Annotated in this window: 29 protein-coding genes; 23 read left to right on the plus strand and 6 right to left on the minus strand. The window is 72.3% G+C overall.

The genetic code is table 11. The annotated features are described in order from the left end of the window. The first annotated feature begins 47 nt into the window (after positions 1-47). From rimM to HOO61_RS13210, 10 genes are all read left to right on the plus strand, one after another. On the plus strand, positions 48-617 hold the full coding sequence (gene rimM, locus HOO61_RS13165) for a ribosome maturation factor RimM (protein ID WP_367650154.1): 570 nt from the start codon (positions 48-50) through the stop codon (positions 615-617). After that, entirely contained in the window at positions 614-1,792 is a 1,179-nt protein-coding gene (trmD, locus tag HOO61_RS24895) for a tRNA (guanosine(37)-N1)-methyltransferase TrmD (protein WP_172259169.1), read from the plus strand. Before rimM ends, trmD begins: the two co-directional genes overlap by 4 nt. Positions 1,793-1,991: 199 nt before the next feature. After that, positions 1,992-2,342 carry a 50S ribosomal protein L19 gene (rplS, locus tag HOO61_RS13175; RefSeq protein WP_135840759.1) on the plus strand — a complete coding sequence of 117 codons (351 nt, stop codon included), beginning with the start codon at positions 1,992-1,994 and terminating at the stop codon, positions 2,340-2,342. Positions 2,343-2,489: 147 nt separating this feature from the next. Beyond that, positions 2,490-3,257, plus strand: coding sequence for a signal peptidase I (gene lepB / locus HOO61_RS13180; RefSeq protein WP_172259170.1), 768 nt, complete (start codon positions 2,490-2,492; stop codon positions 3,255-3,257). A 41-nt stretch (positions 3,258-3,298) separates the two neighbouring features. Further along, a complete protein-coding gene (locus HOO61_RS13185) occupies positions 3,299-4,000 on the plus strand; it encodes a ribonuclease HII (protein ID WP_172260063.1) in 702 nt (233 codons plus the stop codon). Continuing rightward, positions 3,997-4,305, plus strand: coding sequence for a DUF2469 domain-containing protein (locus HOO61_RS13190; RefSeq protein ID WP_172259171.1), 309 nt, complete (start codon positions 3,997-3,999; stop codon positions 4,303-4,305). Before HOO61_RS13185 ends, HOO61_RS13190 begins: the two co-directional genes overlap by 4 nt. A 167-nt stretch (positions 4,306-4,472) precedes the next feature. Further along, the gene (locus tag HOO61_RS13195; RefSeq protein ID WP_172259172.1) at positions 4,473-4,874 is read left to right on the plus strand and encodes a YraN family protein; all 402 of its coding nucleotides are present in this window, start codon (positions 4,473-4,475) and stop codon (positions 4,872-4,874) included. Continuing rightward, positions 4,874-6,475, plus strand: coding sequence for a YifB family Mg chelatase-like AAA ATPase (locus tag HOO61_RS13200; RefSeq protein WP_172259173.1), 1,602 nt, complete (start codon positions 4,874-4,876; stop codon positions 6,473-6,475). The genes HOO61_RS13195 and HOO61_RS13200 overlap by 1 nt, the downstream gene beginning before the upstream one ends. Next, complete coding sequence (dprA, locus tag HOO61_RS13205) at positions 6,472-7,647, plus strand: DNA-processing protein DprA (RefSeq protein WP_172259174.1); 1,176 nt, start codon at positions 6,472-6,474, stop codon at positions 7,645-7,647. Before HOO61_RS13200 ends, dprA begins: the two co-directional genes overlap by 4 nt. Positions 7,648-7,675: 28 nt before the next feature. Continuing rightward, positions 7,676-8,629: a tyrosine recombinase XerC gene (locus HOO61_RS13210; protein WP_367650155.1), complete on the plus strand. Its 954-nt coding sequence runs from the start codon at positions 7,676-7,678 to the stop codon at positions 8,627-8,629. 118 nt (positions 8,630-8,747) lie between these two features. Here the strand turns inward: HOO61_RS13210 and HOO61_RS13215 are convergent, their stop codons facing one another. Further along, positions 8,748-9,326: a M23 family metallopeptidase gene (locus HOO61_RS13215; protein WP_172259175.1), complete on the minus strand. Its 579-nt coding sequence runs from the start codon at positions 9,324-9,326 to the stop codon at positions 8,748-8,750. 442 nt (positions 9,327-9,768) lie between these two features. Here HOO61_RS13215 and rpsB point away from each other — a divergent pair, with 442 nt between their 5' ends. Both rpsB and tsf read left to right on the plus strand, forming a co-directional pair. Next, positions 9,769-10,788 carry a 30S ribosomal protein S2 gene (rpsB, locus tag HOO61_RS13220; protein WP_172259176.1) on the plus strand — a complete coding sequence of 340 codons (1,020 nt, stop codon included), beginning with the start codon at positions 9,769-9,771 and terminating at the stop codon, positions 10,786-10,788. Between the two features lie 114 nt (positions 10,789-10,902). Next, positions 10,903-11,715 carry a translation elongation factor Ts gene (tsf, locus tag HOO61_RS13225; RefSeq protein WP_172259177.1) on the plus strand — a complete coding sequence of 271 codons (813 nt, stop codon included), beginning with the start codon at positions 10,903-10,905 and terminating at the stop codon, positions 11,713-11,715. Positions 11,716-11,794: 79 nt separating this feature from the next. Here the strand turns inward: tsf and HOO61_RS13230 are convergent, their stop codons facing one another. Beyond that, the gene (locus HOO61_RS13230; RefSeq protein WP_172259178.1) at positions 11,795-12,343 is read right to left on the minus strand and encodes a hypothetical protein; all 549 of its coding nucleotides are present in this window, start codon (positions 12,341-12,343) and stop codon (positions 11,795-11,797) included. 90 nt (positions 12,344-12,433) lie between these two features. Here HOO61_RS13230 and pyrH point away from each other — a divergent pair, with 90 nt between their 5' ends. The 8 genes from pyrH to HOO61_RS13270 all read left to right on the plus strand — a co-directional run bounded on the left by pyrH (position 12,434) and on the right by HOO61_RS13270 (position 18,884). Next, positions 12,434-13,147 carry a UMP kinase gene (gene pyrH, locus HOO61_RS13235; protein WP_172259179.1) on the plus strand — a complete coding sequence of 238 codons (714 nt, stop codon included), beginning with the start codon at positions 12,434-12,436 and terminating at the stop codon, positions 13,145-13,147. A 64-nt stretch (positions 13,148-13,211) separates the two neighbouring features. After that, positions 13,212-13,766: a ribosome recycling factor gene (frr, locus tag HOO61_RS13240; protein ID WP_367650206.1), complete on the plus strand. Its 555-nt coding sequence runs from the start codon at positions 13,212-13,214 to the stop codon at positions 13,764-13,766. Positions 13,767-13,778: 12 nt separating this feature from the next. Further along, positions 13,779-14,678, plus strand: a complete 900-nt coding sequence (locus HOO61_RS13245; RefSeq protein ID WP_172259181.1) for a phosphatidate cytidylyltransferase — start codon at positions 13,779-13,781, stop codon at positions 14,676-14,678. Continuing rightward, complete coding sequence (locus HOO61_RS13250) at positions 14,678-15,454, plus strand: sugar nucleotide-binding protein (RefSeq protein WP_172259182.1); 777 nt, start codon at positions 14,678-14,680, stop codon at positions 15,452-15,454. The genes HOO61_RS13245 and HOO61_RS13250 overlap by 1 nt, the downstream gene beginning before the upstream one ends. Further along, positions 15,451-15,963, plus strand: coding sequence for a histidine phosphatase family protein (locus tag HOO61_RS13255; RefSeq protein ID WP_172259183.1), 513 nt, complete (start codon positions 15,451-15,453; stop codon positions 15,961-15,963). Before HOO61_RS13250 ends, HOO61_RS13255 begins: the two co-directional genes overlap by 4 nt. Before the next feature lie 76 nt (positions 15,964-16,039). After that, positions 16,040-16,387, plus strand: coding sequence for a hypothetical protein (locus HOO61_RS13260; protein WP_216658893.1), 348 nt, complete (start codon positions 16,040-16,042; stop codon positions 16,385-16,387). A gap of 53 nt (positions 16,388-16,440) precedes the next feature. Then, positions 16,441-17,565, plus strand: a complete 1,125-nt coding sequence (rlmN, locus tag HOO61_RS13265) for a 23S rRNA (adenine(2503)-C(2))-methyltransferase RlmN (RefSeq protein ID WP_172259184.1) — start codon at positions 16,441-16,443, stop codon at positions 17,563-17,565. A gap of 101 nt (positions 17,566-17,666) precedes the next feature. Further along, complete coding sequence (locus HOO61_RS13270; RefSeq protein ID WP_172259185.1) at positions 17,667-18,884, plus strand: glycosyltransferase family 1 protein; 1,218 nt, start codon at positions 17,667-17,669, stop codon at positions 18,882-18,884. Here HOO61_RS13270 and HOO61_RS13275 read toward each other — a convergent pair. Next, positions 18,847-19,956 (minus strand): LOG family protein, encoded by a 1,110-nt coding sequence (locus HOO61_RS13275; protein ID WP_172259186.1) that lies wholly within the window; start codon positions 19,954-19,956, stop codon positions 18,847-18,849. The two genes, HOO61_RS13270 and HOO61_RS13275, sit on opposite strands and share 38 nt — an antisense overlap. Positions 19,957-20,027: 71 nt before the next feature. Next, positions 20,028-21,002, minus strand: a complete 975-nt coding sequence (locus HOO61_RS13280; protein WP_367650156.1) for a serine protein kinase RIO — start codon at positions 21,000-21,002, stop codon at positions 20,028-20,030. Positions 21,003-21,127: 125 nt separating this feature from the next. Here HOO61_RS13280 and HOO61_RS13285 point away from each other — a divergent pair, with 125 nt between their 5' ends. Together HOO61_RS13285 and HOO61_RS13290 are read left to right on the plus strand one after the other, a co-directional pair. Then, positions 21,128-22,582, plus strand: a complete 1,455-nt coding sequence (locus tag HOO61_RS13285) for a M1 family metallopeptidase (RefSeq protein ID WP_172259187.1) — start codon at positions 21,128-21,130, stop codon at positions 22,580-22,582. Positions 22,583-22,605: 23 nt separating this feature from the next. Then, positions 22,606-23,196, plus strand: coding sequence for a hypothetical protein (locus tag HOO61_RS13290; RefSeq protein ID WP_172259188.1), 591 nt, complete (start codon positions 22,606-22,608; stop codon positions 23,194-23,196). Between the two features lies 1 nt (position 23,197). On the opposite strand, the gene HOO61_RS13295 is transcribed toward HOO61_RS13290, so the two are convergent. Both HOO61_RS13295 and HOO61_RS13300 read right to left on the minus strand, forming a co-directional pair. Then, positions 23,198-24,415, minus strand: coding sequence for an AAA family ATPase (locus tag HOO61_RS13295; protein WP_367650157.1), 1,218 nt, complete (start codon positions 24,413-24,415; stop codon positions 23,198-23,200). A gap of 22 nt (positions 24,416-24,437) precedes the next feature. Continuing rightward, on the minus strand, positions 24,438-25,502 hold the full coding sequence (locus tag HOO61_RS13300) for a tetratricopeptide repeat protein (protein WP_172259189.1): 1,065 nt from the start codon (positions 25,500-25,502) through the stop codon (positions 24,438-24,440). Positions 25,503-25,528: 26 nt separating this feature from the next. On the opposite strand from HOO61_RS13300, the gene dxr reads away from it, so the two are divergent. Then, the gene (gene dxr / locus HOO61_RS13305; RefSeq protein WP_367650158.1) at positions 25,529-26,626 is read left to right on the plus strand and encodes a 1-deoxy-D-xylulose-5-phosphate reductoisomerase; all 1,098 of its coding nucleotides are present in this window, start codon (positions 25,529-25,531) and stop codon (positions 26,624-26,626) included. Positions 26,627-26,638 lie beyond the last annotated feature (12 nt).

The following is a 26,638-nucleotide window of genomic DNA, read 5'->3' on the forward strand; positions in this document are numbered from 1 at the left end:
CCTGAGTCGCTGGGAGACTCACCGCCGAGTCCCTCTACGCTTGCCCGGTGAGCGAGGACATCGAGGTCGTGGTCGGCCGCATCGGCAAGCCCCACGGCATCCGCGGCGAGGTCACCCTCGACGTACGCACCGACGAGCCCGAGCGGCGCTTCGCCCCTGGTACGACGCTGCGCGCCGAGGCACCCGCGGGGGCCGACCGGCGTCCGTCGAGCCTCACCGTCGCGCGCGCCCGGTGGCACCAGAGCACGCTCTTGGTGACCTTCGAGGAGCTGGCCGACCGCAACGCCGCGGAAGCCGCGCGCGGCACCGTCCTGTACGCCACCATCGGCCTGGACGAGACCCCTGACGACCCCGAGGAGTTCTACGACCACCAGCTCGTCGGGCTCGACGTCGTCGACGTCGACGGCACGCCGCTGGGCACCGTGACGGCGCTGGTCCACGGTTCGGCGCAGGACCTGCTGACCGTCCGCACGGCCGACGGCCGTGACGCGCTCGTGCCGTTCGTGACCGCGCTCGTGCCCGAGGTCGACCTCGAGGCCGGTCGGGTCGTGGTGGCCGACCGGCCGGGCCTGGTCTCGCCCTTCCCCGACGACGCGGCGGACGAGGCCGGGTCGTGAGGATCGACGTCGTCACCATCTTCCCCGACTACCTCGCCCCGCTGCAGCTGAGCCTGCCGGGCAAGGCGCGCGACAAGGGGTTGCTCGACATCGAGGTGCACGACCTGCGGCAGTGGACGAGCGACCGCCACCGCACCGTCGACGACACGCCCTACGGCGGCGGCGCCGGCATGGTCATGAAGCCCGAGCCGTGGGGACAGGCCCTCGACGCCGTGGCGCAGGGAGCGACCATCGTCTTCACCACTCCGAGCGGTGAGCCCTTCACGCAGGCGCTGGCCCACGAGCTGAGCGGCGTCGACCACCTCGTCTTCGCCTGCGGGCGCTACGAGGGCATCGACCAGCGGGTCATCGAGCACGCCGCCACGATCGGCACGGTGCGGGAGGTCTCGCTCGGCGACTACGTCCTCAACGGCGGCGAGGTCGCGGCGCTCGCCATCACCGAGGCGGTCGTGCGGCTGCTGCCGGGCTTCATGGGCAACGCCGAGTCCCTGGTCGAGGAGTCGCACGCCGACGGCCTGCTGGAGTACCCCGTCTACACCAAGCCGGCCTCCTGGAACGGGCGCGACGTCCCCGACGTGCTGCTGTCCGGCGATCACGCGCGGATCGCCGCCTGGCGCCGCGAGCAGGCCGAGCGTCGCACGGCCGAGCGCCGTCCCGACCTGCTGCCGGCGACCGGACTCGTGGCTGCCCTCGACGACCTCGACGTGCGCCCGGCCGTCCCTGCCGACGCGGGCGAGCTCTACACGCTGCAGCGCGCCTGCTGGCTGCAGGAGCTCGAGGCCAACCCGGGCGTGGAGATCCCGGCGCTGCGCGAGTCGCTGGACGACGTACGCCGCGGGCTGGGGGAGTGGACCGTCATGGTCGCTCGCGAGCCGAGCTCGGGACGCCTCGTCGGAGCCGTCCGGGGTCGCGTCGACTCGCACGGCGAGTGGGACATCGGCCGGGTCATGGTCGCCCCCGACCTGCAGGGACGGGGTCTGGGACGCGCGCTGCTCGAGCTCGTCGAGGCACTCGCCCCGGCCGGCGTGACGACGTACGTCCTCTTCACGGGGGCGGGCTCGACCGACAACCTGCGCATGTACAAGAAGGCGGGGTTCCGCCTGCGCGCCGACCGGAAGGCCCCGCCGGGTGCCGTCGTGCTCACCAAGGATGTCCGGAAGCGGATTTCACGCTGACCGCTGGGCTCTGGCAGACTTCACCCTTGGTCCGCTCGAGGCCAGGGTCGCCCGGATGCATCAGTCGATGCACCGCGCCGGGGTCCCGCCGTACCGCACCTGCCACAGGGGGCGCGCCGGCCGGTCGCACCGAGCACCAGCCAAGTCCATCACCACCACGAACCGCGGCTGACCTGTGGCACTCGCGAGGAGCAACGTCATGACCAACGTCATCGCCGACCTCGGCACCGCCATCAAGCGTGACGACGTCCCGGACTTCCGCGCCGGCGACACCGTCAAGGTCCACGTCAAGGTCATCGAGGGCAGCCGCTCGCGTGTCCAGGTCTTCCAGGGCGTCGTGATCCGCGTGCACGGCTCGGGCATCGGCCGCACCTTCACCGTCCGCAAGGTCTCCTTCGGCGTCGGCGTCGAGCGCACCTTCCCGGTCAACTCCCCGATCTTCGAGAAGATCGAGGTCGTGACCCGCGGCGACGTGCGCCGCGCCAAGCTCTACTACCTGCGCAACCTGCGCGGCAAGGCTGCGAAGATCAAGGAGCGCCGCGAGGCGTGATCCGTCGCACCGCGCCGCGAGGCGTCGGTTCGACCAGGGACTCGTTAGTCTCTGCGAGTGACTTCCGATGGCCGCGGTTCCTCGTCCCTCTCAGCGGGCGAGGAACCGCGGTCGTCGCGTGTGAAGGAGCAGTCTGAGGATGGCGCGATGAGTGGTCGCACCCAGCGGGTGTCGGAGCAGAAGGCCGGTCGCGGCAAGCGCAAGCAGCTGCCGCTGTGGCAGGAGACGATCCTGCTGCTCGGCGTCGCGCTGGTGCTCGCGATCGTCATCAAGACCTTCTTCGTCCAGGCCTTCTACATCCCGTCGGAGTCGATGGAGCCGGGCCTCATCCTCAACGACCGGATCCTGATCCAGAAGGTCTCCTACTGGGGCGACGGCGAGCCCGAGCGCGGCGACGTCGTGGTCTTCAAGGACCCGGGCGGCTGGCTGCCGCCGGTCGACTCGGCCGGCCCCACCAACCCGGTCGCCAAGGTGATGGCCAAGGTCGGGCTCTACCCGACCGGTGGGCACCTCGTGAAGCGCGTCGTCGGCGTCGCCGGCGACACCATCGAGTGCTGCGACGACCAGGGGCGCCTCATCGTCAACGGGCAGCCGCTCGACGAGTCCGACTACGTCAAGCGTGGTGGCGCGAGCTGCAACGGGCCGATGCCGACCAACGGTGCGTGCGACGAGAAGTGGACCGTGGGCCCCATCCCCGACGGACACATCTTCGTCATGGGTGACAACCGCTCCCGCTCCGCCGACAGCTCGCAGAAGATGTGCCAGTCCGACGAGACAGAGTGCGTCCCGGGGGACGAGTTCGTCCCCGTCGACCTGGTCGTCGGCAAGGTCTTCGTGCTGCTGTGGCCCGCTGACCGCTTCCGCTGGAACTCCCGTCCGACCACGTTCGAGGACGTGCCGGACCCGACCCCGTGACGCTCTCGCCACAGCTGCCGCCCGAGCCGCTGCCGGGCGGGATGACCGTACGCCGCGACGCCGGGATCTACGGCTACGAGCGTGCGCTGCGCCGGGCCGGGCTGGACCCGATCGCGGGCGTCGACGAGGCGGGGCGGGGTGCGTGCGCCGGGCCGCTCGTCGCCGGCGCCGTCATCCTCCCGCCGGGCAAGGCGGGCATCGTGCCGGGGCTGGCCGACAGCAAGCTCCTCACCGAGGCCGCACGCGAGCGCGTCTACGCCCAGGTGGTCCGCCGGGCGCTGGCGTGGTCGGTCGTGGTGATCGACAACGAGGAGTGCGACCGGCTCGGCATGCACGTCGCCAACGTCGAGGCGCTGCGTCGCGCGGTGGCCCGCCTCGGAACGCGGCCGTCGTACGTCCTCACCGACGGGTTCCCCGTCGACGGCCTCGGCGTCCCGGGCCTGGCGGTCTGGAAGGGCGACCGCGTCGCGGCCTGCATCGCAGCAGCCTCGGTCGTCGCGAAGGTGACGCGCGACCGGCTGATGGTCGGCCTGCACGACGAGTGGCCCGACTACGACTTCCGCACCCACAAGGGCTACATCACCGCCGACCACGAGGCAGCGCTCGCCCGGCTCGGCCCGTGCCCGGCCCACCGGATGCGGTTCGTCAACGTGCGGCGTGCGGCGGGTCTGGAGCCGGTCGGCGAGGACCAGGTGGCTAGTGTCGGCCTCGAGCCGGGCAGCACGACCGAGGAGGACCGATGAGCGCCGAGGATCTCGAGAAGTACGAGACCGAGATGGAGCTCACCCTCTATCGCGAGTACCGCGACGTCGTGGGCATCTTCAAGTACGTCGTGGAGACCGACCGTCGCTTCTACCTGTGCAACCAGGTCGACGTGAAGGCCCGTTCGGAGAGCGGCGACGTCTTCTTCGAGGTCTCGATGACCGACGCCTGGGTCTGGGACATGTACCGCCCGGCCCGCTTCGCGAAGAACGTGAAGGTGCTGACGTTCAAGGACGTCAACGTCGAGGAGCTCGCGCCGCAGGACATCGACCCGCCCAAGGACTGACCGGCGCCCGGTCGCTCTGGCGGTGTTGCCGCAGATCTGGCCACCGATCGTCCACAGCCCCGCCGATCCGGGCGTCCTCCACAGGTGCGGCGCGGTCCCCGCCAGCTCCGTCGGTGCCGCGCGGTGTGCTGGTGCCTTCCCGCACCTGTCCACGGAAGGCGCCCACCATGGCCCGACGAGCTGCCGCTTCCCCGTTCGCCCCCGACCCCGCAGCCGAGCACCGTCGCCGGCTGGGGGAGCGCGGCGAGTCGATCGCGGCCCGCCACCTCTGCCGGCTCGGGCTGGTCCTGCTCGACCGCAACTGGCGTTGCGACGCCGGTGAGATCGACCTGGTGCTGCGTGACGGCAACACCCTCGTGATCTGCGAGGTGAAGACCCGCACGTCGACCGACTTCGGTGATCCGCTCGAGGCGGTCGACCGGCGCAAGGCCGACCGGCTGCGGCGCCTCGGGGCGCGCTGGCTGCTCGTGCACGACTGCCATCCCGACGACATCCGCATCGACCTGGTGGGCGTCCTGGCGCCGCGCGGCCGACCGGTCGAGGTCGAGCACGTCGAGGGGGTCGGCTGATGGCCTTCGCGACCGCTCGCTCGCTGGCGCTCAAGGGAGCTGACGGCCACGTCATCGACGTCCAGGTCGACGTCTCCCCGGGCCTGGTCAACACCACGATCGTCGGCCGGGTGGACAAGACCTTGTCCGAGGCCCGCGACCGGGTGCGGATGGCGATCAACAACGACTGCGGACGCTGGCCGGCGACCAAGCGGGTCACGATCCTGCTGGCGCCCGCCGACCTCCCCAAGAGCGGCACACACTACGACCTCGCGATCGCGATGGCGGTCATGGCCGCCGACAAGAAGCACGAGGACCTGACGCCCGACCTGCTCGAAGGCTGGGCGTTCATCGGAGAGCTGTCCGTCGCCGGTGCCCTGCGCCCGGTGCCAGGGGTCCTGCCCATGGTGATTGCCGCAGCCGCCCACGGCATCACCCGCGTCTTCGTCCCCGAGCCGCAGGCCGGTGAAGCCGGGCTCGTGCCGGGGATGACGGTGTTCGGCGTCCGGTCGCTGGCGCAGGTGTCCGCGGTGCTCCGCGGGACGGAGGTGCCCGAGGCCGACCCCGTCGTGGGGCCGTCGTCCAGCCCCCTGGCGACGTGGCGCGGCGAGGACCGCCTGACCGACCTCGACCTCCGTGACCTCGACGGGCTCGAGGACGTCCGCTACGCCGTCGAGGTCGCCGCGGCGGGCGGTCATCCCACGATGCTGATCGGCCCCCGCGGCACCGGGAAGACGTCGATCGCCGAGCGCATCCCCACGATCCTGCCCGACCTGACGACCGAGCAGGCCCTGGAGGTGACGGCGCTCCACTCGGTCGCCGGCGTCCTTCCGGAGGGGACCGGTCTCGTGCGCCGTCCGCCGTGGTTCGCCCCGCACCACTCGGCCACTGCCGCGAGCGTCCTGGGAGGCGGCACCGGCCGGGTGCGGCCGGGGCAGGTCAGCCTCGCGCACCACGGCGTGCTCTTCCTCGACGAGTTCCCGCACTTCCGTGCCGATGTCGTCGAGGCCATGCGGCAGCCGCTCGAGTCCGGGGAGGTGACCATCGCCCGCGGCGAGGAGTCGGCCACCTATCCGGCCCGCTCGCTGGTGGTGCTCGCGGCCAACCCGTGTCCGTGCGGCAACTTCCACGGACTCTCCGGCGGCAGCTGCGAGTGCAGCGACGTGCAGCGTTCCCACTACCGTCGCAAGCTCACGGGTCCGATCCTCGACCGGGTCGACATCTGGATGGAGGTGCGCCCCCAGGGCAGGCGGACGGGGTCGTCGTTCCGCCCGGAGCCGGAGTCGTCCGCCGACGTGCGGGCGCGGGTCGTCGAGGCCAGGGCGCGCCAGTCGCGCCGCTACCGCGACTGCTCCTGGCTCCTCAATGCGTCCTGTCCGGGCCCGGTCCTGGTCGAGCGGTGGCCCCTGGAGCCCGCGGGCCAGCGAGTCGTCGACAAGGAGCTGGCCGACGGCAGGCTGACCCGACGTGGGTTGACCCGCGTGCAGCGCCTGGCGTGGACGGTGGCTGACTGTGCGGGGGTGGCGAGGCCGGGCGAGCGCGAGGCCGAGATCGCCCTGGCGCTGCGGTCCGACGACTCCGCCCGCTCGCTGCCGGCGAGCGTCGTCCGGGTGGCGTCGTGAGTGCCGCACACCTGCGGTCCGTGCCGCCCGTCGCGGAGCCGATGAGCCGGACGCGCGACGCCGAGCGCCTCGCGCGGGTGACCCTGAGCTGCGCCGTGGAGCCCGGTGACGGCACGACGTCGTCGCTCGTGCGCCAGATGGGCGCGGAGCGCGCACTCGAGAAGGCGCGGTCAGCGGGTGAGGGCGAGCCCGGGGAGATGCTGGCGCTGCGGCTGGCCGAGGTCGACGCGGTCCGGCAGCTCGACCAGGCCGAGCGGTGCGGCATCCGCTTCCTCGTCCCGGGTGACGCCGAGTGGCCCGTCGGCCTCGACCAGCTCGACGACGCCATCACCACGGACGGGTTCGGCGGCACGCCTCCGGGCCTGTGGGTGAAGGGTCCGATGCCGCTCACCGAGCTCGCCACCTCGGTCGCCGTGGTCGGCTCGCGGGCCGCCTCGGTCTACGGCGTGGAGATGACCCGCTCGGTCTGCGCGCACCTCGCGCTCTCGGGGGTGCCGGTCGTCTCCGGTGGGGCGCTCGGCATCGACTTCGAGGCGCACGACGCCACGCTGTCCGCCGACGGTGTCACGGCCGCTGTCCTGGCCTGCGGTGCGGACCGGGTCTATCCCGCCCACAACCGGCTCCTGCTCCAACACCTCGCCGCCGAGTTCGCCGTCGTGTCCGAGCAACCACCCGGCTCGGCGCCCACGCGGCCGCGGTTCCTGGCCCGCAACCGGCTGATCGCCGCCATGACCACCGGCACGGTGGTGGTCGAGGCGGCCCTTCGGAGCGGCGCCCTCAACACGGCCGGGTGGGCCGAGAGCCTGAACCGCCACGTGATGTGCGTGCCGGGTCCGGTCACCAGCTACACCTCCCGGGGCGTCAACAACTTCCTCCGCGAGGGCCGCGGCACCGTCGTGACCCACGGCGCAGAGGTGCTCGAGCTGGTCGGCGCGGCGGGGGAGCACCTGGTCGAGCCACCGCGGGGCGAGGATCGACCGCGCGACGACCTCACTCCGACCGAACGGACCGTCGTGGAGTGGGTGCCGGTCAGCGAGCCGGCGAGGGTGGACTCGATCTCCCGCCTCTGCGGGCTCCCGCTCCGCACCACCGAAGGCGCGCTGCGTCGACTGAGGTCCAAGCGGTTCGTCCAGCTCACCGATGAGGGATGGCGGCTCGCGCCTGACGTGTGAGCACCCTCGGCGCGCCTAGGCTGCGAGGGTGAGCGAGCCGGCCGTGCCCGACCAGGGCGAAGGGAAGGACCTTCCCGAGTCCTTCATCCGCCTCCTCGGCGACTACGAGCGCCACCTCGTCTCGGAGCGCGACCTCGCCCCGCACACGGTGCGCGCCTACCTCGGCGACATCGCCGGGCTGCTCGACCACTGCCAGCGGCTCGGGGTCACGGACGTGGCCGACCTCGACCTGCGCACGCTCCGCAGCTGGTTGGCGCGGCTGCAGACGACCGGTCGCAGCCGTACGACGATCGCGAGGCGGGCCACCGCCGCGCGGGTGTTCACCGCGTGGCTGCACCGGACCGGCCGGTTGCCGAACGACCCCGGGGCCGCGCTGGGCTCGCCCAAGAAGCACAAGACCCTCCCGCCGGTGCTGCGTGCCGACGAGGCCGAGGCGCTGATCCGGTCGGCCGCAGACCTCGCCGACGACGGCACCCCGGTCGGTGTGCGCGACGTCGCGATGCTCGAGCTGCTCTATGCCACGGGAATCCGGGTCGGTGAGCTCGTCGGCCTCGACATCGACGACGTGGACGACGAGCGCCGGGTCGTGCGCGTGTTCGGCAAGGGCCGCAAGGAACGCTCGGTGCCCTACGGCACCCCGGCCGGTCGGGCGGTCGACCGCTGGCTGACGGCCGGCCGGCCGCGCCTGCGGGTCGAGGGCTCAGGCCCGGCCCTGTTCCTGGGGGTGCGGGGGCGGCGCATCGACCAGCGTGCGGTCCGCCACCTCGTGCACCGCCGCATCGCCGACGTACCCGGGGCTCCCGACATCGGACCGCACGGTCTGCGCCACACGGCCGCCACCCACCTGCTCGAGGGCGGCGCCGACCTCCGCTCCGTGCAGGAGCTCCTCGGCCACGCCTCGCTCGCGACCACCCAGCTCTACACCCACGTCACGACCGACCGGCTGCGCCGGGCCTACCAGCAGGCCCACCCCCGCGCCTAGCCGGATCCCTCCGGCGGGCCGGGAGCGTCATACGGATCCGCACCCATGCGTGCTGACGGGTATGACGTCGGCCGGCGGGCGCTGGGCAGCAGCGTGTCAGGGGACGCTTGCCAGCCGCTCAGGCGATCCAGTCGACCGGGCGTCGCCAGCGTGCGAGGGGTGGGCTCCACGGAATCCGTGCGGTGACGGGGTCGTCGCGCCACAGCGGGAGGAGCCGCACCGGACCTCCGCCGACGAGGGTGAGCGGGTCGAGATAGGTCCGGTCGTCGCCGTCGCCCTCCACGAGTCCCCAGTGCAGGCAGGCGGCGGGGAAGCAGTGGCTGTCGGTGACCACCAGGCGGCCGAGCACGTCGCCGGCCGCCACCGCCTGGCCGCGCTCGACCGACGCCACGACCGGCTCGTACGTCGTACGACGACCGCCGTGCAGCACGGTGACGACGGGCTTGCCGCCGATGGAGCCGGCGAAGCCGACCGTCCCGGCCAGCGCGGCGTGCACCGACTGGCCGGGGGATCCGGCCAGGTCGACGCCGCGGTGTCCGGCGGCGTACGGCGTGGGCGGCGGCTCGAAGTGGCGTACGACGTCGGGGCGGGGGTCGAGCGGCCACACCCCGGTGGGCTGCTCGTCCGGACGCGCGTGGGCAGGCCCGGCGACACCGAGCGCCAGCAGGAGCAGGACGGTTCCGAGGACGGCTCGCATCCGGCGATCCTCACCCGAGGCGGGGCGTCGGACGAGCCGCAGCGACGATGGCTGTGGACAACGACCTCCACGCCCCGCCTGTGGACGTCCGAGGGCCCCGGATCAACGCTCGGATCCACGCTCGGCCCACGCTCAGCGCAGCGGCCGGCAGTGATTCGCCTAGCAGGGAACCTCTGGCCTACGATGTGCGGAGCAGTCCATCCGGACTGACTTCGCACGCTCGCCGACCGTGCCCGGGATGCTCCTCGATCCCGGACCACCCGCGGGCGTCGGTCCTCAGTTCCTGCCAGCCCCACCGGCGGGATCGGACCGGCGTGCGAGCGTCAGGGCTCCCGGCACCCGCCGGGCGCAGCAACTGAAAACAACAGGAGCCACGCTCCCGGCCCGACCTGCCGAAGGCCGGGCACATCGGTGAGCGTCCTCCGCGAAAACAGGAGAACCCATGGCAGTCGTCACCATGCGCCAGCTGCTCGAGAGCGGCGTCCACTTCGGTCACCAGACCCGTCGTTGGAACCCCAAGATGAAGCGCTTCATCATGACCGAGCGCAACGGCATCTACATCATCGACCTGCAGCAGTCGCTGGCCTACATCGACCGCTCGTACGCCTTCGTCAAGGAGACCGTCGCCAAGGGCGGCGTCATCATGTTCGTCGGCACGAAGAAGCAGGCCCAGGAGGCCATCGCCGAGCAGGCGACGCGCGTCGGGATGCCCTATGTCAACCAGCGCTGGCTGGGCGGCATGCTCACCAACTTCCAGACCGTGCACCAGCGGATCAACCGCCTCAAGGAGCTCGACGAGATCGACTTCGACGACGTCGCGGGCTCCAACCGCACGAAGAAGGAGCTCCTCCAGATGCGCCGCGAGCGCACCAAGCTGGACAAGACGCTCGGCGGCATCCGTGACATGACCAAGGTCCCCTCCGCGGTGTGGATCGTCGACACCAACAAGGAGCACCTGGCCGTCGAGGAGGCCCGCAAGCTGCGGATCCCGATCATCGGCATCCTCGACTCCAACTGCGACCCCGACCTGGTCGACTTCCCGATCCCGGGCAACGACGACGCCATCCGCGCGGTCGGCCTGCTGACCCGCGTGGTCGCCGACGCCGTCGCCGAGGGCCTCATCGCCCGCTCCGGCGCCAAGGCCGGCGACGCCGACGAGACCGTCGGTGCCGAGGAGCCCCTCGCCGAGTGGGAGCGCGAGCTCCTGGCCGGTGACGCCGAGAAGGCGGCCGCGACCGCCACCGGTGACGCCGCCGCCGAGACCCCGGCCTCCGAGGCCACCGGCGCCGCTGCCGAGGCCCCGCAGGCCGAGGCGGCTGCCGACGCCGCGACCGAGGCCCCGGCCGAGGCTGCCGCCGAGGCGCCCGCGGAGACCGACGCTCCCGCCGCCGAGGCGCCCGTCGAGACCGACGCTGCCGCCACCGAGGCGCCCACCGAGGCCGAGGCCGACAAGAAGGACTGATCCGGTCACGCCGGCCGCGGGCTCACGTCCGCGGCCGGCGCCCGCGTCGTCCCACCCACCGCAGGGCCGCCCCCGAGTGGCCCGCGAAACCCCTGGATCGAAGGAAGAAGGACCATGGCCAACTTCACCGCTGCCGACGTCAAGAAGCTCCGCGAGCTGACCCAGGCCGGGATGATGGACTGCAAGAAGGCGCTGACCGAGGCGGACGGCGACTTCGACAAGGCCGTCGAGCTGCTCCGCGTCAAGGGTGCCGCCAAGGCTGCCGCCCGCGGCGCCGAGCGCGAGACCGCTGCAGGCCTCGTCGCCACCTCCGGCAACGCGCTGGTCGAGCTCAAGAGCGAGACCGACTTCGTGGCCAAGAACGAGGAGTTCATCGCCAAGGCGCAGCAGATCGCCGACGTCGCGGACTCCGTCAAGGCCGCCGACACCGAGGCCCTCAAGGCCGCCGAGCTGGACGGCAAGACCGTCGGTGAGGTCGTCGAGGACCTGGCCATCACCATCGGCGAGAAGATCGAGCTGGGCGACGTCGCCTACTTCGAGGGCAACACCGTCACCTACATGCACAAGCGTGCCGCTGACCTCCCGCCCGCCGTCGGCGTGCTCGTGGAGTTCGAGGGTGACGAGACCGCCGCCCGCGCCGCCGCGATGCAGATCGCCGCGATGAAGGCCCAGTACCTCACCCGCGACGAGGTCCCCGCCGACGTCGTCGAGTCCGAGCGCTCCATCGCCGAGCAGAAGACCCGCGAGGAGGGCAAGCCGGAGCAGGCGATCGCCAAGATCGTCGAGGGCCGCCTCGGTGGCTTCTTCAAGGAGATCGTCCTGCTCGAGCAGGAGTCGGTCACCGAGTCCAAGAAGTCGGTCAAGGCCGTCCTGGACGAGGCCGGCACCACCGTGAAGCGGTTCGCCCGCTTCGAGGTCGGCGTCTGAGCCAGCTCCACCTGATCACCGACGAGGGGTCGTACGCCACCGGCGTACGGCCCCTCGTCGCGTGCGGGGGCGCGGGGCCTCAGCCCTCCTCGCCGCGGGCCACCCGGTGCCAGTACGCCGCGATCTCGCTGCCCTCGCGCACCACGGCCTCCGGTGCCTGCGGGGCGGGCCAGAGCTGCAGCAGGTAGCGGTCGGGCGCCTGCTCGCCCTCGTCGGGGGTGTCGACCCGGTTGCCCTCGTCCATCGCCGCCGCGCAGTAGCGGGCGCGGTGGCAGCCGGCCTGCGGCACGGTCGCTCCGTAGCCGCCCTCGAAGGTCTCGAGCGCGAGCGTGGTGCCGCGCAGCTCGACCGACACCTCGACCGCGTCGGTCCACTCCTCGTCGAGCGGAGGCTCCTCCTCGTCCCAGGAGATCGTCAGCGGTACGTCGCCGGTGTGCACGCCGGTGACGAGCGAGAGCTGGTGCGGGATGCGGGCACCGGCGAGCCCGCACACCTGGCCCATGACCGGGCCGACCGGGTCGCCGTCGAACCCGCCCGTCGCACTCGGGGGGAACTCGTCGTCGTCGACGAGGGAGAAGACGTGGATGAACCCGTAGTGGACGTCCACCAGCTCGTCGAAGATGATCACGCGGCCCACCCTAGGGACTGGCGGGTTCGTCGGGCCCCCTCCGTTCCGGTAGGTTTCGGATGACCCACCCAGGCGCGCGAAGGGAACCACGTGGCGTACAACCGAGTCCTGCTCAAGCTCTCCGGCGAGGTGTTCGGTGGAGGCGAGGTGGGGTTGGACCTCGACGTCATCAACGCCCTCGCCGGCGAGGTGGCCGAGGTCGCCAAGTCCGGCGTCCAGATCGCGATCGTCGTGGGCGGTGGCAACTTCTTCCGCGGCGCCGAGCTCCAGCAGCGCGGCATGGAGCGCGCCCGTGCCGACTACATGGGCATGCTCGGCACGGTGATGAACTGCCTCGCCCTCCAGGACCTCATCGAGAAGCACGGCGTCGAGACGCGCGTGCAGACCGCCATCACGATGGGCCAGGTCGCCGAGCCCTACATCCCGCGCCGCGCGATCCGGCACATGGAGAAGGGCCGCGTCGTGATCTTCGGCGCCGGTGCCGGCATGCCGTTCTTCTCCACCGACACCGTGGCCGCCCAGCGTGCACTGGAGACGCGGTGCGAGGTGATCCTGATGGGCAAGCAGGGTGTCGACGGCGTCTACGACTCCGACCCCAAGACCAACCCGGACGCGGTGAAGTTCGACCGGCTCAGCTACGACGAGTACCTCGCGCGCGACCTCAAGGTCGCCGACGCCACCGGCATCGCCATGGCCCGCGACAACAAGATGGACATCGTCTTCTTCAACCTCTCCACGCCGGGCACGATCGGGCGCGCGGTGCGGGGTGAGAAGATTGGCACGCTGGTGAGCAGCACGGCCTGACCGGGCCGTCCCACCCTGCCTGCGCCACCAGCACCACGACGTACGAGGAGAGAGAGCAACCGTGATCAACGACGTCATGAACGATGCCGACGCCAAGATGGGCAAGTCGGTCGAGGCGACGCGCGAGGAGTTCGCCGCCATCCGGGCCGGCCGCGCCAACCCGGCGATGTTCGCCAAGATCACGGCCGACTACTACGGCACCCAGACCCCGCTGCAGCAGCTCGCGAGCTTCACCTCGCAGGACGCCCGCACCATCCTCATCCAGCCCTTCGACATCGGCGCGATGGGCAACATCGAGCGTGCCATCCGCGACTCCGACCTCGGGGTCAACCCGGCCAACGACGGCAAGGTGCTGCGCTGCGTCTTCCCCGAGCTGACCGAGGAGCGCCGCAAGGAGTACATCAAGCTCGCCAAGGCGAAGGCCGAGGACGGGCGGGTGTCGGTCCGCAACGTGCGTCGCACCGCCAAGCAGGGTCTCGAGAAGCTCGAGAAGGACGGCGAGGTCGGCAAGGACGACGTCACCGGTGCGGAGAAGCGCCTCGACGCCCTCACCAAGACCCACACGGACAAGATCGACGAGTTGCTCAAGCACAAGGAAGCCGAGCTGCTCGAGGTCTGAGCCACCCCGTCGATGACCACACCTGACCCACCGGCGGCGCCGGCTCCGCAACCGAAGGCGCCCAAGGACCACGGTCGCGCCGGTCGCGACCTGCGTGCTGCCGTGATCTCGGCGGTCGTCCTCGTCGCGGCGATCCTGGTGTCGCTGCTGTTCTGGAAGCCCGCCTTCATGGGCATCGTGGCGATCGCGGTCGTGATCGCCGTCTGGGAGCTGCACCGGGGCCTGTCGGCCAAGGGCGTCGACATCCCCGAGCAGCCCCTGATGCTCGGTGGCGTGGTGATGGTCGTCGTGGCCTACGTCTGGGGGGCGCCGGCTCTGGTCACCGCGACCGCCGTCACCGCGCTCGTCATCATGCTGTGGCTGCTGCGGCGCGGCGTCGACGGCTACGTCAAGAACGCCACCGCGTCGGTCTTCACCCTCGTCTACGTGCCGTTCCTGGCCTCCTTCGTTGCGCTGCTGCTCGGCGAGGGCGGCACCGCCCCCGCGTTCGGGCTGGACGTCGACGACCCCGGTGTGCGGGGCGTGATCACCTTCATCGCCATCACCGTCGCCTCCGACACCGGCGGCTACGTCGCCGGCGTCCTGTTCGGCAAGCACCCGATGGCCCGGGTCATCTCGCCCAAGAAGTCGTGGGAGGGCTTCGCCGGCTCCATGGTCGCCACCATCGCGGTCGGCGTCTGGCTGGTGTCCTCGTTCCTCGGTGGCGACTGGTGGGTCGGCGTCCTCCTCGGAGTGATCGCCGCGGTCATGGCGACCCTCGGAGACCTCTGCGAGTCGGTGATGAAGCGTGACCTCGGGATCAAGGACATGAGCCAGGTCATCCCCGGTCACGGCGGGCTGATGGACCGGCTCGACTCGCTGCTGGCCACCGTCGCCCCGATCTGGCTGGTCCTCTACTACCTCGTCTTCTGATGCGCCTGCTCGTCACCGGTGGTCGTACCGGTTACCTGGGGCGCCACGTCGTCGCGGCCGCGGACGGACACGACGTCGTCGCGGTCGCCTCGGCGGACTGCGACGTCCGCGACCCTGCTGCCGTGGACGTGCTCCTGGAGACCTGCCGGCCCGACGCCGTGATCCACACGGCCTACGTCCAGTTCGACTGGGCCGTCACCGCCACGGGGGCGGCGCACGTGGCGCTGGCCGCGGCGGCGTACGACGCGCGGCTGGTGCTGGTGTCGAGCGACGTCGTCTTCTCCGGCGACGACGTCCACTACGACGAGACGGCCCACCCTGATCCGATCACCGCCTACGGAGCGGCGAAGGCGGCAGCCGAGACGACCGCGCTGGCCGCCTGCGAGGACGTCGTGGTGGCACGCACCTCCCTGATCCTGGGGGACGGCGCGTCACAGCACGAACGGCTCGTCCATGCTCTCGCAGGCGGAGCGGAGGGTGCGCTGTTCGACGACGAGGGGCGGTGCCCGGTGCACGTCGGCGACCTCGCTGCTGCCCTCGTCGAGCTCGCAGTCGGCGACTACCGGGGCGTGATGCACGTCGCGGGTGCGGAGGCGATGAGCCGGCTGGAGCTGGGTCGCCTCATCGCGCGGCGCGACGGGCTGGACCCCGACGTGTTGCGGGGAACGAGCCGCGCGGGGCTCCCCGGCCCCGTCGACGTACGCCTCGACTCCCGCCTGGCCTCGACCGTCCTCACGACGCGCCTGCGTGGGGCGCGCGAGTTCCTGGCGTCATGACCCTGTACCTGGTCCGGCACGGCCGTCCCGCGATGGTCCCGGGCGTGCCAGCAGCCGAGTGGGAGCTCGACCCGGCGACGTACGACGACGTGTGGGCGCTGCGCTCCTCGGGTCGGCTGCCTCGGCGAGCGGCGTGGTTCTGCTCCGCCGAGCCGAAGGCGATGCAGACCGCCCAGCTCCTGACCGACGCCGAGGTCGGGGTGCTGCCCGACCTCGGCGAGCACGTGCGGTCGGGGGAGTGGATCGACGACTTCGCCGGCACCGTCCGACGCGCCTTCGCGCGCCCGGGCGAGCCGGCGGCCGACGGGTGGGAGCCGCTCGATGCCTGTCGTGCACGCGTCGTCCCCGCCGTACGCCGGGTCCTGGAGGTGCACGGCGGCGAGGACGTGGTGCTCGTGGGACACGGCACGGCGTGGACGCTCGTCGTCGCGGACCTCACCGGCGAGCCCCCGGACCTGGAGCGCTGGAGTGCGCTCGCGATGCCCGACCTGATGACGGTGGAGACCTGACGGTCCCTCCCAGCCGGTGGACGTGTCACCGCGAGCCCCGCGCAGCAGGGGAGATGCGAGCGCCTAGGCTGGTGGCGTGGAGACCGAACAGGCGCAGGAGCACGAGGTGTCGCAGGACCGGCACTTCGAGTGGTGGCACCACAGCCACCCCACGTTCGCGGGCATCACCGGCTTCTTCGCCGGGATGCTCTTCGTCACTGCCCTGCCGGGCGCCTTCGCGGGGGTGCTGCGGCTGCTGTTCAGCCACGAGACCGCCGAGCGGCTGTTCCCGTTCGTGCTCCTCGCGCTGGCCCTGCCGATCGCGATGCTCGTGATGCGCAAGACCCGGCGCTTCGCCCAGTTCATGTTCGTGGGCATGATCGTCACCGCCCTCGTCGTCGGTGGTGTCGCCTCCCTCGTGCTCTACTTCATGGTCGACGCCTGAGGCGTGACCCGCTGAATGGCCCCCACGCCCGGGGGATGGGAGGATCGGGGGCGATGACCGAGCCGATCAAGACCCTTCCCCTCGTCATGGACGAGCCGCGCGGGCGCAAGAAGCCGCCGCCGCACCTCGCCGACCTCGACGAGGCCGGCCGCAAGGCGCGCCTGGAGGAGATGGGCCTGCCCGGGTTCCGGGCCAAGCAGCTGTCGAACCACTACTTCGCCCGCCTCGTCGACGACCCGGCCGAGATGACCGACCTGCCCGCCGGGCAGCGTGACGACCTCGTCGGCGCCCTGCTGCCCGACCTCATGACGCCGCTGCGCATCATGGAGGCCGACCGGGGCACCACGCGCAAGACCCTGTGGAAGCTCTTCGACGGCGCGCTGGTCGAGTCGGTGCTCATGCGCTACCCCGACCGCGCCACCATCTGCGTCTCCAGCCAGGCGGGCTGCGGCATGGCATGCCCGTTCTGCGCGACGGGGATGGGCGGCCTGCAGCGCAACATGTCGACCGCCGAGATCGTCGAGCAGGTCGTCGCAGGTGCCCGGTCGCTCGCCCGCGGCGAGGTGCCCGGCGGGCCGGGCCGCGTGTCCAACGTCGTGTTCATGGGCATGGGTGAGCCGTTGGCCAACTACAAGGCCGTCATCGGGGCCGTACGCCGCCTCACCGACCCGTCCCCGGCCGGGCTCGGGATGAGCGCCCGCGGCGTCACCGTCTCCACCGTCGGGCTCGTCCCGCGCATCAACCAGCTCGCCGACGAGGGCATCCCGGTCACGCTCGCCCTCAGCCTCCACGCGCCCGACGACGAGCTCCGCAACGAGCTGGTCCCCATCAACACCCGCTTCTCGGTCGCTGAGACCGTCGAGGCGGCCTGGAACTACGCAGCGAAGACCAAGCGCCGCGTCTCCATCGAGTACGCCATGATGCGCGGCATCAACGACCAGGCCCACCGGGCCGACCTGCTCGGCGACGTGCTCAACTCCTACGGCGACTGGGGGTGGGTGCACGTCAACCTCATCCCGCTCAACCCCATCGAGGGCTCGAAGTGGACGGCGTCCGACCCGGCCGACGAGCGCGAGTTCGTCCGCCGGCTCGAGGCCAAGGGCATCCCCACCACGGTCCGCGACACCCGCGGCCGCGAGATCGACGGCGCCTGCGGCCAGCTCGCCGCCAAGGAGTAGCGCCAGCGGGCTGGACCGCGCACCGCAGCGTCGGGGACCGTTCACGTGTCGTCTGCTCGGACAGGACGTGGCGTTGCGGCGCGCTTCCTAGCGTCCGTGGCATGGACCTGCTCGAGAGGCGGCGTCACAGCCGCACCGTCCCGGCCACCGTCGTCCCCCTCGCGCCCGACCTGCCGACGCCGTCGCGAGGCGACCGGCTCCGCGTGCTGGTGGTGACCGAGTCCTTCCTGCCCCAGGTCAACGGCGTCACCAACTCCGTGCGCCGCGTGCTGGAGCACCTGGCGGCCGAGGGTCACGTGGCCGAGCTGGTCGCGCCCACCGGCCCGGCGACGTACGCCGGCTTCCCGGTCACCCTCGCCCGTGGCGCGAGCCTGCCGTTCTACGCCGACTTCCGCATCGGGCTCGAGACGCGGCGCCGGCTGCGCGCAGCGATGGAGCGCTTCCGTCCCGACGTCGTGCACATCGCCTCACCGGCGACCCTCGGCTACCAGGCGGCGAGGGCGGCCCGCTCGCTCGGCATCCCCACCGTCGCGATCTACCAGACCGACCTGGTCGGGTTCGCGGACCGGTACGCCGTCCCCGGCGGCGCCCGCGCGATGGAGGCGCTGACCCGGCAGATCCACCTCGGCGTCGACCGCACCCTCGCCCCGTCGACGGCCAGCATCGAGCAGCTCGCCCGGCTCGGCGTGGACGCCGTCTCCCGCTGGCCGCGCGGGGTCGACCAGGTGCTCTTCGAGCCGGCGAAGCGCGACGAGTCGCTGCACGCCGAGCTGGCCCCGCACGGCGAGGCGCTCGTGGGGTACGTCGGCCGCCTCGCGCCGGAGAAGGAGCTCGAGCTCCTCGCCCACGTCGACCGCCTCCCGGGCGTGCGCCTCGTGCTGGTCGGCGGCGGGCCGGACGAGGCCCGCCTGCGGAGGCTGCTGCCCGGTGCCGCGTTCCTCGGTGTCCTGCACGACGACGAGCTCGCCCGGGCCTACGCCACCCTCGACGTCTTCGTCCACACGGGACGCCACGAGACCTACTGCCAGTCCGCCCAGGAGGCCCTGGCCAGCGGCGTGCCGGTGGTCGCGCCCCGCTCGGGCGGTCCGATCGACGTGGTGGCCGACACCGTCGCCGGCCATCTCTACGAGCCGGGTGACGCGGACGAGCTGGTGGCCCACGTAGAGCGGCTCGTGAACCAGCCCGTGCTCCGGCGCCGGATGGCGCTGGCCGCCCGGCAGAGCGTGCAGGGAAGGACCTGGCAGGCGGTCAACGACCTGCTGGTGAGCCACTACCGCGACGTCAGCGCGCCGCCCGCGAGTCGCCGTCGCGCCGGCTGACCGTCTCCCGCACCACCTCCACGGCCTCCTCGACCGTGTCGACGAGGTGGACGAAGGGCTCCATCACCCGACCGGCGGCCAGCGCCTGGAGCAGCGGCCAGACAGGCAGCTCCTCGGTCCAGTAGCGGCGGCCGAGGAGCACCATCGGCGCCACGGCGGTCCGACCGGCGTAGTAGTTCTCGCAGGCGTCCTGGAAGATCTCCTGCACGGTGCCACCGGCGCCCGGCAGGAAGACGATCCCCGCGGTGCACACCTCGAGCAGCAGCGCCTCGCGCGGTGCGTTGGCGAAGAACTTCGCGATCGACGTGGCGAAGACGTTGGGCGGCTCGTGGCCGTAGTGCCACGTCGGGATGCCGAGCGACTCCCGGCCGCCGGCGGTGTCGCGCACGACGTCGAGGGCGACACCTGCCCAGGCGCCCACGTCGGGCTGGAACGACGGGACCGCGACGAGACGGGCCAACGCGTCGTCGAGGCCGTCGGGCACGAACGCCCCGAGGTTGGCCGCCTCCATCGCGCCGGGCCCTCCGCCGGTGGCCACGGTCAGGTGGTCGCCGAGCGCGTGGCCGAGACGGGCGGCGGCGGCGTACGCCGTGCTGCCGCGCTCCAGGGCGTGCCCGCCCATGACCCCGACGACCTCGCGGTCGGCCACCCACGTCGCCAGGGCTGCGTCGACGTGGTGGTCGTGCAGCGCCATCGCGAGCGTGTCCTCCGGGCTCGTGCCGTGCCGCGACCAGGCGTAGGTGCGCGCGTCGAGGGTGTCGTCGTAGCGGGGCGCGTCGTAGAGGTCGCCGGGGGAGTAGAGGGACGCCCGGTAGGTGTCGACCGGGATGCCCGGGATGTCGTGCAGCACGATCGCGCCCGCACGGCGTACGTCGTCGTCGTCGCCGTCCGCGAACTCACAGCCGAGGAACAGGGCCTGGCCGAGCGACCGCTCGAGCAGGGCCGGGCCGCGGCCGGTGAGGTCCAGGCCGACCACCCGCCAGCCGGCGAGCGACTGCGCTCCGGCAGCGAGCCTCCGGTCGAGGTCGGCCAGGGTCGTGACGTCGACGACGCGTCCGTGGGAGTACTTCACGGGCCAAACCTAGGGTGCTCGCCCTCGAGTCTCCTGCCGACTCGAGGGCGAGCGGCGCCCCGGGTTCCGGGTCAGAAGGCGTGCGCCATCAGCTCGCCGAAAAGCTCCTGCTCGTCGACCGCCAGCCCGCGCGAGCGGAACCAGGCGCACATGTTGGCGCAGTCGCGCAGCAGGAAGTCCATGCCGCGCGGGTTGCCGACGAGGTCGACCATCTGCGGGAGGTCGATGATCACCAGCCGGTCTCCCGCAGCCAGGGTGTTGTAGGGCGAGAGGTCGCCGTGCACCAGCCCGGCCTGCACGAGGGTGGTCAGCGCGTCGCGCAGCTGCTCGTAGAAGCCCTCCACGACCGAGGGCTCCGGACGCACCTGGGCGACGCGCGGGGCGGTCTCGGTGTCGCCGTCGACGGTCACCGTGATCCACTCCATAAGGATCTCGGTCTCGTCGATCTGGACCGGGTAGGGGACGGGCAGCCCGAGCTCCCAGCAGCGGCGCAGCGCGTTCCACTCCGAGACGGCCCACTCGCCGGCCGCGACCTGCTTGCCCCACGTCGACTTGCGCTTGAGCGCGCGGTTGTCGCGCGATCGCTTCATCGACCGACCCTCGGTGTAGGAGGCGGCGCGGTGGAAGGTGCGGTGGTCGGTGTCGCGGTAGCGCTTGGCGGCCATCACGACGGCGGTCTCCGGGCGGTGCGGGTCCTCCCGCTCGAGCAGGAAGACGTCGGCCTCCTTGCCGGTCTTGAGGACGCCGAGCTCGGTGTCGATGGCGCCGCTGGAGGTCACGACCCAGTCGGGGCGTGGCTCGGGGCCCTTCATCAGGGCCTCGAGGTCCTCCCAGCGGGACCAGCGCTGACCCGCGCCGAGCTCGTCGGCGTAGGTGTCGTAGGTGAAGACGAACGACTCGTCGATGCCCTCGAGGGGCGAACGGTCGTCAGGCCGGAGGAAGTCCTCCGGGAAGGATGGATCGGTGTAGAGGTGCGACAACGTGGGTGCTCCGTGGGTGAGAGAGGTGGTCGGCGGGCAGGCCGAGGACAGTCGTGGACATGTCACGGCTCCTCTCGTCTCGGGGCACCGGCGTGGGCACGCGGTGGGCGCGCACGATCGGCGACGCCGGCCACATCGTCGCTGATCCCGGCTCGGCAGCGCAACGCGATTAACCGCGCTAGGTTCGGACGGTGACCACGCGCCCGACGCACCGAACCGTCCGCCCCGCCCTGTCCGCCGCCCTCGCCACGGTGCTGGCCGCTGGGTTGGGCGTCGGGGTCGGCAGCACGACGACGGCGCACGCCGCTGCCGCGCCCGTCGACGGGGCGTCCGGCATCGGCGACCCCTACTGGCCGCTCGACGGCAACGGCGGCATCGACGTGACGTCGTACGAGATCCGCAACCGCTACGCGTTCGCCAGCAAGGGTCTCTCGGGACGCACCCGGGTCGAGCTGACGGCGACCAGCGACCTCCGCAGCTTCTCCCTCGACTTCCTGCTCGACGTGTCGAAGGTGACCGTCGACGGCGCGCCCGCCCAGTTCACCAAGACCGACGGGGACCACGAGCTCCGGATCACCCCCGCGGGGCCCCTCGCCGCCGGCACCGACCACGCGGTCGTGGTGACCTACGACGACTACCCGGCCGACCACTCCTACGCAGGGGAGTTCAACTGGCTGGCCAACCGGCGCGAGGTCATCACGATGAACGAGCCGCACATGGCGCCGTGGTGGTTCCCTGCCAACGACCACCCGCTCGACAAGGCGAAGGTGGACGTCCGCATCAGGGTGCCCAACGGTCGCGAGGTGATCTCCAACGGCGAGCTCAAGGGCCGCCGGGTCGGCAAGCGCTCGACGCAGTGGCACTGGCGGGCCGACGAGCCGATGGTGCCCTACCTCGCGTTCTTCGCTGCCGGGGACTTCGCCATCGACAAGGGCAGGCACCGCGGGCTGCCGTGGCTCGTCGCGGTGTCCGAGCGCCTGGGCGAGCGCGACCAGGCGGCCAGCATGCGGCTGATGCGGAAGACCCCCAAGGTCGTCGCCGGGCTGGAGAAGGACCTCGGTGACTACCCGTTCTCGGTCGTCGGCGGCATCACCACCGGCCTGAACCCCGGGTTCGCGCTGGAGAACCAGACCCGGCCCACCTACCCCGCGGTCGGCGCGAGCGCGACCAGCCTCGTGGTCCACGAGCTGGCCCACCAGTGGTTCGGTGACGACATCGCCGTCGAGCGGTGGTCCGACATCTGGCTCAACGAGGGCTTCGCCACCTTCATGGAGTGGCGCTGGACCGAGACGCACGGTGGTCGCTCCGCCGCGGCGATCCTGCGCAGCTACTACGACAACGTCGCCGCGACCTCCGACTTCTGGCAGGTGGTCGTGGGCGACCCCGGCGCGGACAAGGTGTTCGACGCCGCGGTCTACGGCCGCGGTGCCATGACGCTGCAGGCGCTGCGCAACCGGGTGGGTGACCGGGTGTTCTGGCAGGTCGTGCGCACCTGGCTCCGCGAGCAGCGCGGCGGCAACGGCTCCACCGCCGAGTTCGAGGAGCTGGCCGCCCGGGTGAGCGGTCAGGACCTGGGCGCCTTCTTCGACGCGTGGCTCCGCGCGCCCGCCAAGCCCGCGGCCACCGCCGCCAACGGGCTGGGCTGACGATGACGAGCGGGACGACGGGCGTGACCTGGTTCCGAGCGCCCAGCGACGACCACCCCGGCACCCTCAACGCCTGCTACAACGCCCTCGACATCCACGTCGTCCGCGGCCGCGCCGACGACGTCGCGGCGGACCTCGACGGCTCGGGGCGCACCTTTGCCTGGCTGCTCACCGAGGTCGCCGCGTGTGCCGGCGTGCTGCGCGCGTTCGGTGTCGAGGTCGGTGACCAGGTCGCGCTGGGGTCCGTGCCCCAGGGGGCCGGCGTCGTCGCCGTGCTGGCGGCCGCGCGTGTCGGCGCCCTGGTGCAGTACGACGACTCGGCCGGCGCGACCGGGAAGGTGGTCGTCCGCGGTGGCTCGGACGGTGTGGCGTTCGCGGTCGACGGAGAGGACCTCCCGTGGGACGTCGCGATGCGCGCCGGCCGCACCGACCCGGCCGGCTGCGCCGACGTACCCGGTGACGCGGTGCTGTCGCGGCACGGTCCGGACACGCTCACGGTCCTGGCCGCCCTCGGCGCGTCCGACGACCACGACCTGCCGGTGCCGGATGGCGCGACGCTCGTCGAGGTCGGTGGGTTGCGGTTCTGGTCGTTCGACGCGCCGCAGGCCGGCTGAGTCAGCGCCGCTTGCGCAGCCACTTCGCCAGGTCGTCGTACTCCCCGGACGCGTTGGCGTAGAGCGCGACGTTGCGCGCGGTCTCGACCCAGGGGCCGATCGACGGGCGGATCTCCGACAGCGCCCGGTCGAAGTCGGCCATCTGGATCATCCGGACCGTGCCGGAGCCGACCGACTCCATCAGGGCGTTCTCGGACGCCGACTCGCACAGGTGGGCGAGGTCGGCGCCGCTGAAGCCCTCGGTGGCCTTGGCGAGCCGCCGGGTGTCGATGCGCTCGACGGGCCGGTCGCGCAGGTGCGTGCGCAGGATCGCCTCCCGCGCCTCGCGGTCGGGCGGCAGCACCAGCAGCGTCCGGTCGAGCCGGCCCGGGCGGCGCAGCGCGGCGTCGACGTCCCACGGGTGGTTGGTCGCCGCGAGCACGAACACGCCCTCGTTGTCCGACCCGACGCCGTCGAGCTCGGTGAGCAGCTGGTTGACCGTCGTCCGCGCGCCGGAGCTGCGGTTGAGCGACCGCTTGCCGCCGATGGCGTCGAGCTCGTCGAGGAAGAGCACGCACGGCGCGGAGGTGCGGGCCACCTCGAACAGCTCCTTGACGTTGCGCTCGCTCTGCCCGATGTACATGTCGAGCACGTCCGCCAGCGACACGTGCAGGAACGACGCGCCCAGCTCGCCCGCAATCGCCTTGGCGAGGAACGTCTTGCCGCACCCGGGCGGCCCGTAGAGCAGCAGCCCGCCGCGCAGCGACTTGCCGTAGAGCGCGCGCAGCTCGGGGTTGCGCAGCGGGGCGAGGAAGCTGGCCTCGAGGCGCTTCTTGACCTCCGTCAAGCCGCCCACATCCGCCAGCCGCACCCCCGCCGCCTCGACGTCGTACGCCGCCGGGCCGGAGTCCTCGGTCGAGCCGTCGACGAACATCGGACCCACCGGCTCGCCGAGGTCGGACTCCGCGGCGTGCCAGTCGAAGGTCGACGGCTCTGCCGGGGAAGCCTCGTCCGAGGGTGTCGCAGGAGCTTCAGCCGGGGCGGCGCCCATCGCCCGCGCCATCAGCTCGCGCGCCTGGGTCGACGTCGGGTCCTTGGCGAGCGCGGTCGCGACGTGCTCGACCGCCTCGGCGCCCCGGTCGGCGTCGACGAGCAGCCCGGCCAGGTGCAGCCGCAGCGGCAGGTCGTCGGGGGCGGCGCGCACGGCGGCGGCCAGGCTGTCGATCAGGCGCTCGTCCACGAGCCCCACCCTAGGAGAGGCGTCAGCGGCCGCGCACGAGGTTGACGAGCGCCAGGACCACCCAGCCGACGACGCAGATGATGCCGACCGTGCGGAGGACCGCTGCCAGGACGAGGCCCGCGCCCGCGGCGACGGCGTACGGGGCGACGGACATGACCAGCACGGCGACCGAGAGCAGACCCAGCAGGGCGAGGAGGTACTTGCCCTGCCACTTCACGCGCCCGAACAGCCCGCGCCCCCAGCGTCCGACACCGCGCGGCAGGTCGCGCACCACGCGGCGCACCAAGACCGCCACCCCGCCGACGTACGCCGCTCCGACCAACAGGCGCGACCACCACGGGGCCTCGGTCACGAGCAGGACGCCGAGCACGACGACCGCGGCGAACAGCGACCACATCACCCGCCGGCCGAGGAGCAGGAGCACCGTGTCGAGGTTGTCGCGGACCTGCCGCTGCTGGGGGTCGCTGCTGACGGCACCGCGCAGCAGCCCGGCCGCCCGGCCGAGGCGACCGCGGTCCATCTCCGAGGCGGCGAGGTTGTTCTGCGCGAGCGTGTGCTGGGGGTCGAGCCCCAGCGCGTTGCGGAACGCCCCCTGGGCGCCCTCGTGATTGCCCAGCGCGTCGAGGCAGAGGCCGACGAGGTTGTGGGCGTCGGGGCTGTGCGGGGCCGCCTCCACCGCGCGCAGCGCCGCGTCGTAGGCGTCACGGACCCGCGGCCGGCGCAGGCTCAGCAGAGCGCGGGCGTGCTGGTAGTGCGAGGTGAAGTCGTGCGGCGCCAGCCTCAGCCCGGACTCCGCGGCCGTGACGGCGCCCGGACCGTCCTTGCGGTCGCACAGCACGTCGACGAGCACGTGGTGGGCGCCGGCGTGCTCCGGGTCGAGCGCAAGCGCGCTGCGGACGGCCTGCTCCGCCTCCGCGTGCCGGTCCTGGCGGTTGAGCGCCCGGGCCAGCCCCAGCAGGGCGCGGCCCGACCCGGGGTCGGCGGTCAGCACCTCGCGGAAGCGCTGCTCGGCCTCGGCGTCGCGGCGCAGGTCGAGCAGCTGCTCGGCATGGGCCAGCGCCCGCCAGTCCGCCCCGTCCCCGTCCACGGGCCCCATCCTGACAAACTGCTGGGGTGACTGCGCGCGACATCGTGATCCTCGGCTCGACCGGGTCCATCGGCACCCAGGCCCTCGACCTCGTGCGGGCCCACCCCGACCGCTTCCGCGTCGTCGGGCTGACCGCCGGCGGGTCGAACCGTGAGCTGTTCGAGGCCCAGGTCGCCGAGTTCGCGCCGACGTACTCCGGGCTGGGGGAGGAGGCCTCCACCGAGGCCGCCGGCCGGGCGTGCGACGTCGTGCTCAACGGGATCACCGGTGCCGTCGGGCTCCGGCCCACCCTCGCGGCGCTCGACGCCGGCACCACGCTGGCTCTCGCCAACAAGGAGTCGCTCATCATCGGCGGACCGCTGGTGAAGGAGCGCGCCCGACCCGGGCAGATCGTGCCGGTGGACTCCGAGCACAGCGCCATCGCCCAGAGCCTGCGCGCGGGCTCCGCCGAGGAGGTACGACGCCTCGTCCTCACCGCGTCCGGCGGGCCGTTCCGCGGGCGCACCGCCGCCGAGCTCGCCGACGTCACGCCCGAGCAGGCCCTCGCCCACCCCAACTTCGCGATGGGCCGGGTCATCACGACCAACTCGGCGACGCTCGTCAACAAGGGGCTCGAGGTCATCGAGGCCCATCTGCTCTTCGACATCCCCTTCGACCGCATCGACGTCGTCGTCCACCCGCAGCAGCTGATCCACTCGATGGTGGAGTTCGTCGACGGTGCCGTGGTGGCCCAGCTCGGGCTGCCCACCATGCTGGTGCCGATCGCGCTGGGGATGGGCTGGCCCGACCGGGTCCCCGACGCCGAGACGCCGATCGACTGGACGAAGGCCGCCGACTGGCGCTTCGAGCCCCTCGACGACGTGGTCTTCCCCGCCGTCACCCTCGCCCGCACGGCGGGGGAGCGCGGCGGCACGGCGCCCGCGGTCTACAACGCCGCCAACGAGGTCGCCGTCGACGCCTTCCACGAGGGCCGGCTGCGATTCCCCGACATCGTTTCCGCGGTGGCACACGTCCTTGACCGTCACGACGTACCATCGAAGGAGCACCTCACCGTCGACGACGTCCTCGCCGCGGACGCCTGGGCGCGAGCCGAGGCCGCCGCCCTCATCCGACGCCGCACCTGACGCCCTCACCCC

The organism is Nocardioides sp. zg-1230 (genome assembly GCF_013155335.1).
In the GTDB taxonomy this organism is placed as follows: domain Bacteria; phylum Actinomycetota; class Actinomycetes; order Propionibacteriales; family Nocardioidaceae; genus Nocardioides.

Excerpts from the sequence above, each read along its gene's own strand:
- HOO61_RS13185 (WP_172260063.1), top strand. The coding sequence starts at position 3,299 with ATGACCGTACGCCGCGACGCCGGGATCTACGGCTACGAGCGTGCGCTG.
- HOO61_RS13270 (WP_172259185.1), top strand. The coding sequence starts at position 17,667 with ATGGACCTGCTCGAGAGGCGGCGTCACAGCCGCACCGTCCCGGCCACC.
- HOO61_RS13200 (WP_172259173.1), top strand. The coding sequence starts at position 4,874 with ATGGCCTTCGCGACCGCTCGCTCGCTGGCGCTCAAGGGAGCTGACGGC.
- HOO61_RS13190 (WP_172259171.1), top strand. The coding sequence starts at position 3,997 with ATGAGCGCCGAGGATCTCGAGAAGTACGAGACCGAGATGGAGCTCACC.
- HOO61_RS13255 (WP_172259183.1), top strand. The coding sequence starts at position 15,451 with ATGACCCTGTACCTGGTCCGGCACGGCCGTCCCGCGATGGTCCCGGGC.
- HOO61_RS13245 (WP_172259181.1), top strand. The coding sequence starts at position 13,779 with ATGACCACACCTGACCCACCGGCGGCGCCGGCTCCGCAACCGAAGGCG.
- rlmN (WP_172259184.1), top strand. The coding sequence starts at position 16,441 with ATGACCGAGCCGATCAAGACCCTTCCCCTCGTCATGGACGAGCCGCGC.
- rpsB (WP_172259176.1), top strand. The coding sequence starts at position 9,769 with ATGGCAGTCGTCACCATGCGCCAGCTGCTCGAGAGCGGCGTCCACTTC.
- HOO61_RS13250 (WP_172259182.1), top strand. The coding sequence starts at position 14,678 with ATGCGCCTGCTCGTCACCGGTGGTCGTACCGGTTACCTGGGGCGCCAC.
- HOO61_RS13215 (WP_172259175.1), bottom strand. The coding sequence starts at position 9,326 with ATGCGAGCCGTCCTCGGAACCGTCCTGCTCCTGCTGGCGCTCGGTGTC.
- rplS (WP_135840759.1), top strand. The coding sequence starts at position 1,992 with ATGACCAACGTCATCGCCGACCTCGGCACCGCCATCAAGCGTGACGAC.
- HOO61_RS13195 (WP_172259172.1), top strand. The coding sequence starts at position 4,473 with ATGGCCCGACGAGCTGCCGCTTCCCCGTTCGCCCCCGACCCCGCAGCC.
- lepB (WP_172259170.1), top strand. The coding sequence starts at position 2,490 with ATGAGTGGTCGCACCCAGCGGGTGTCGGAGCAGAAGGCCGGTCGCGGC.
- tsf (WP_172259177.1), top strand. The coding sequence starts at position 10,903 with ATGGCCAACTTCACCGCTGCCGACGTCAAGAAGCTCCGCGAGCTGACC.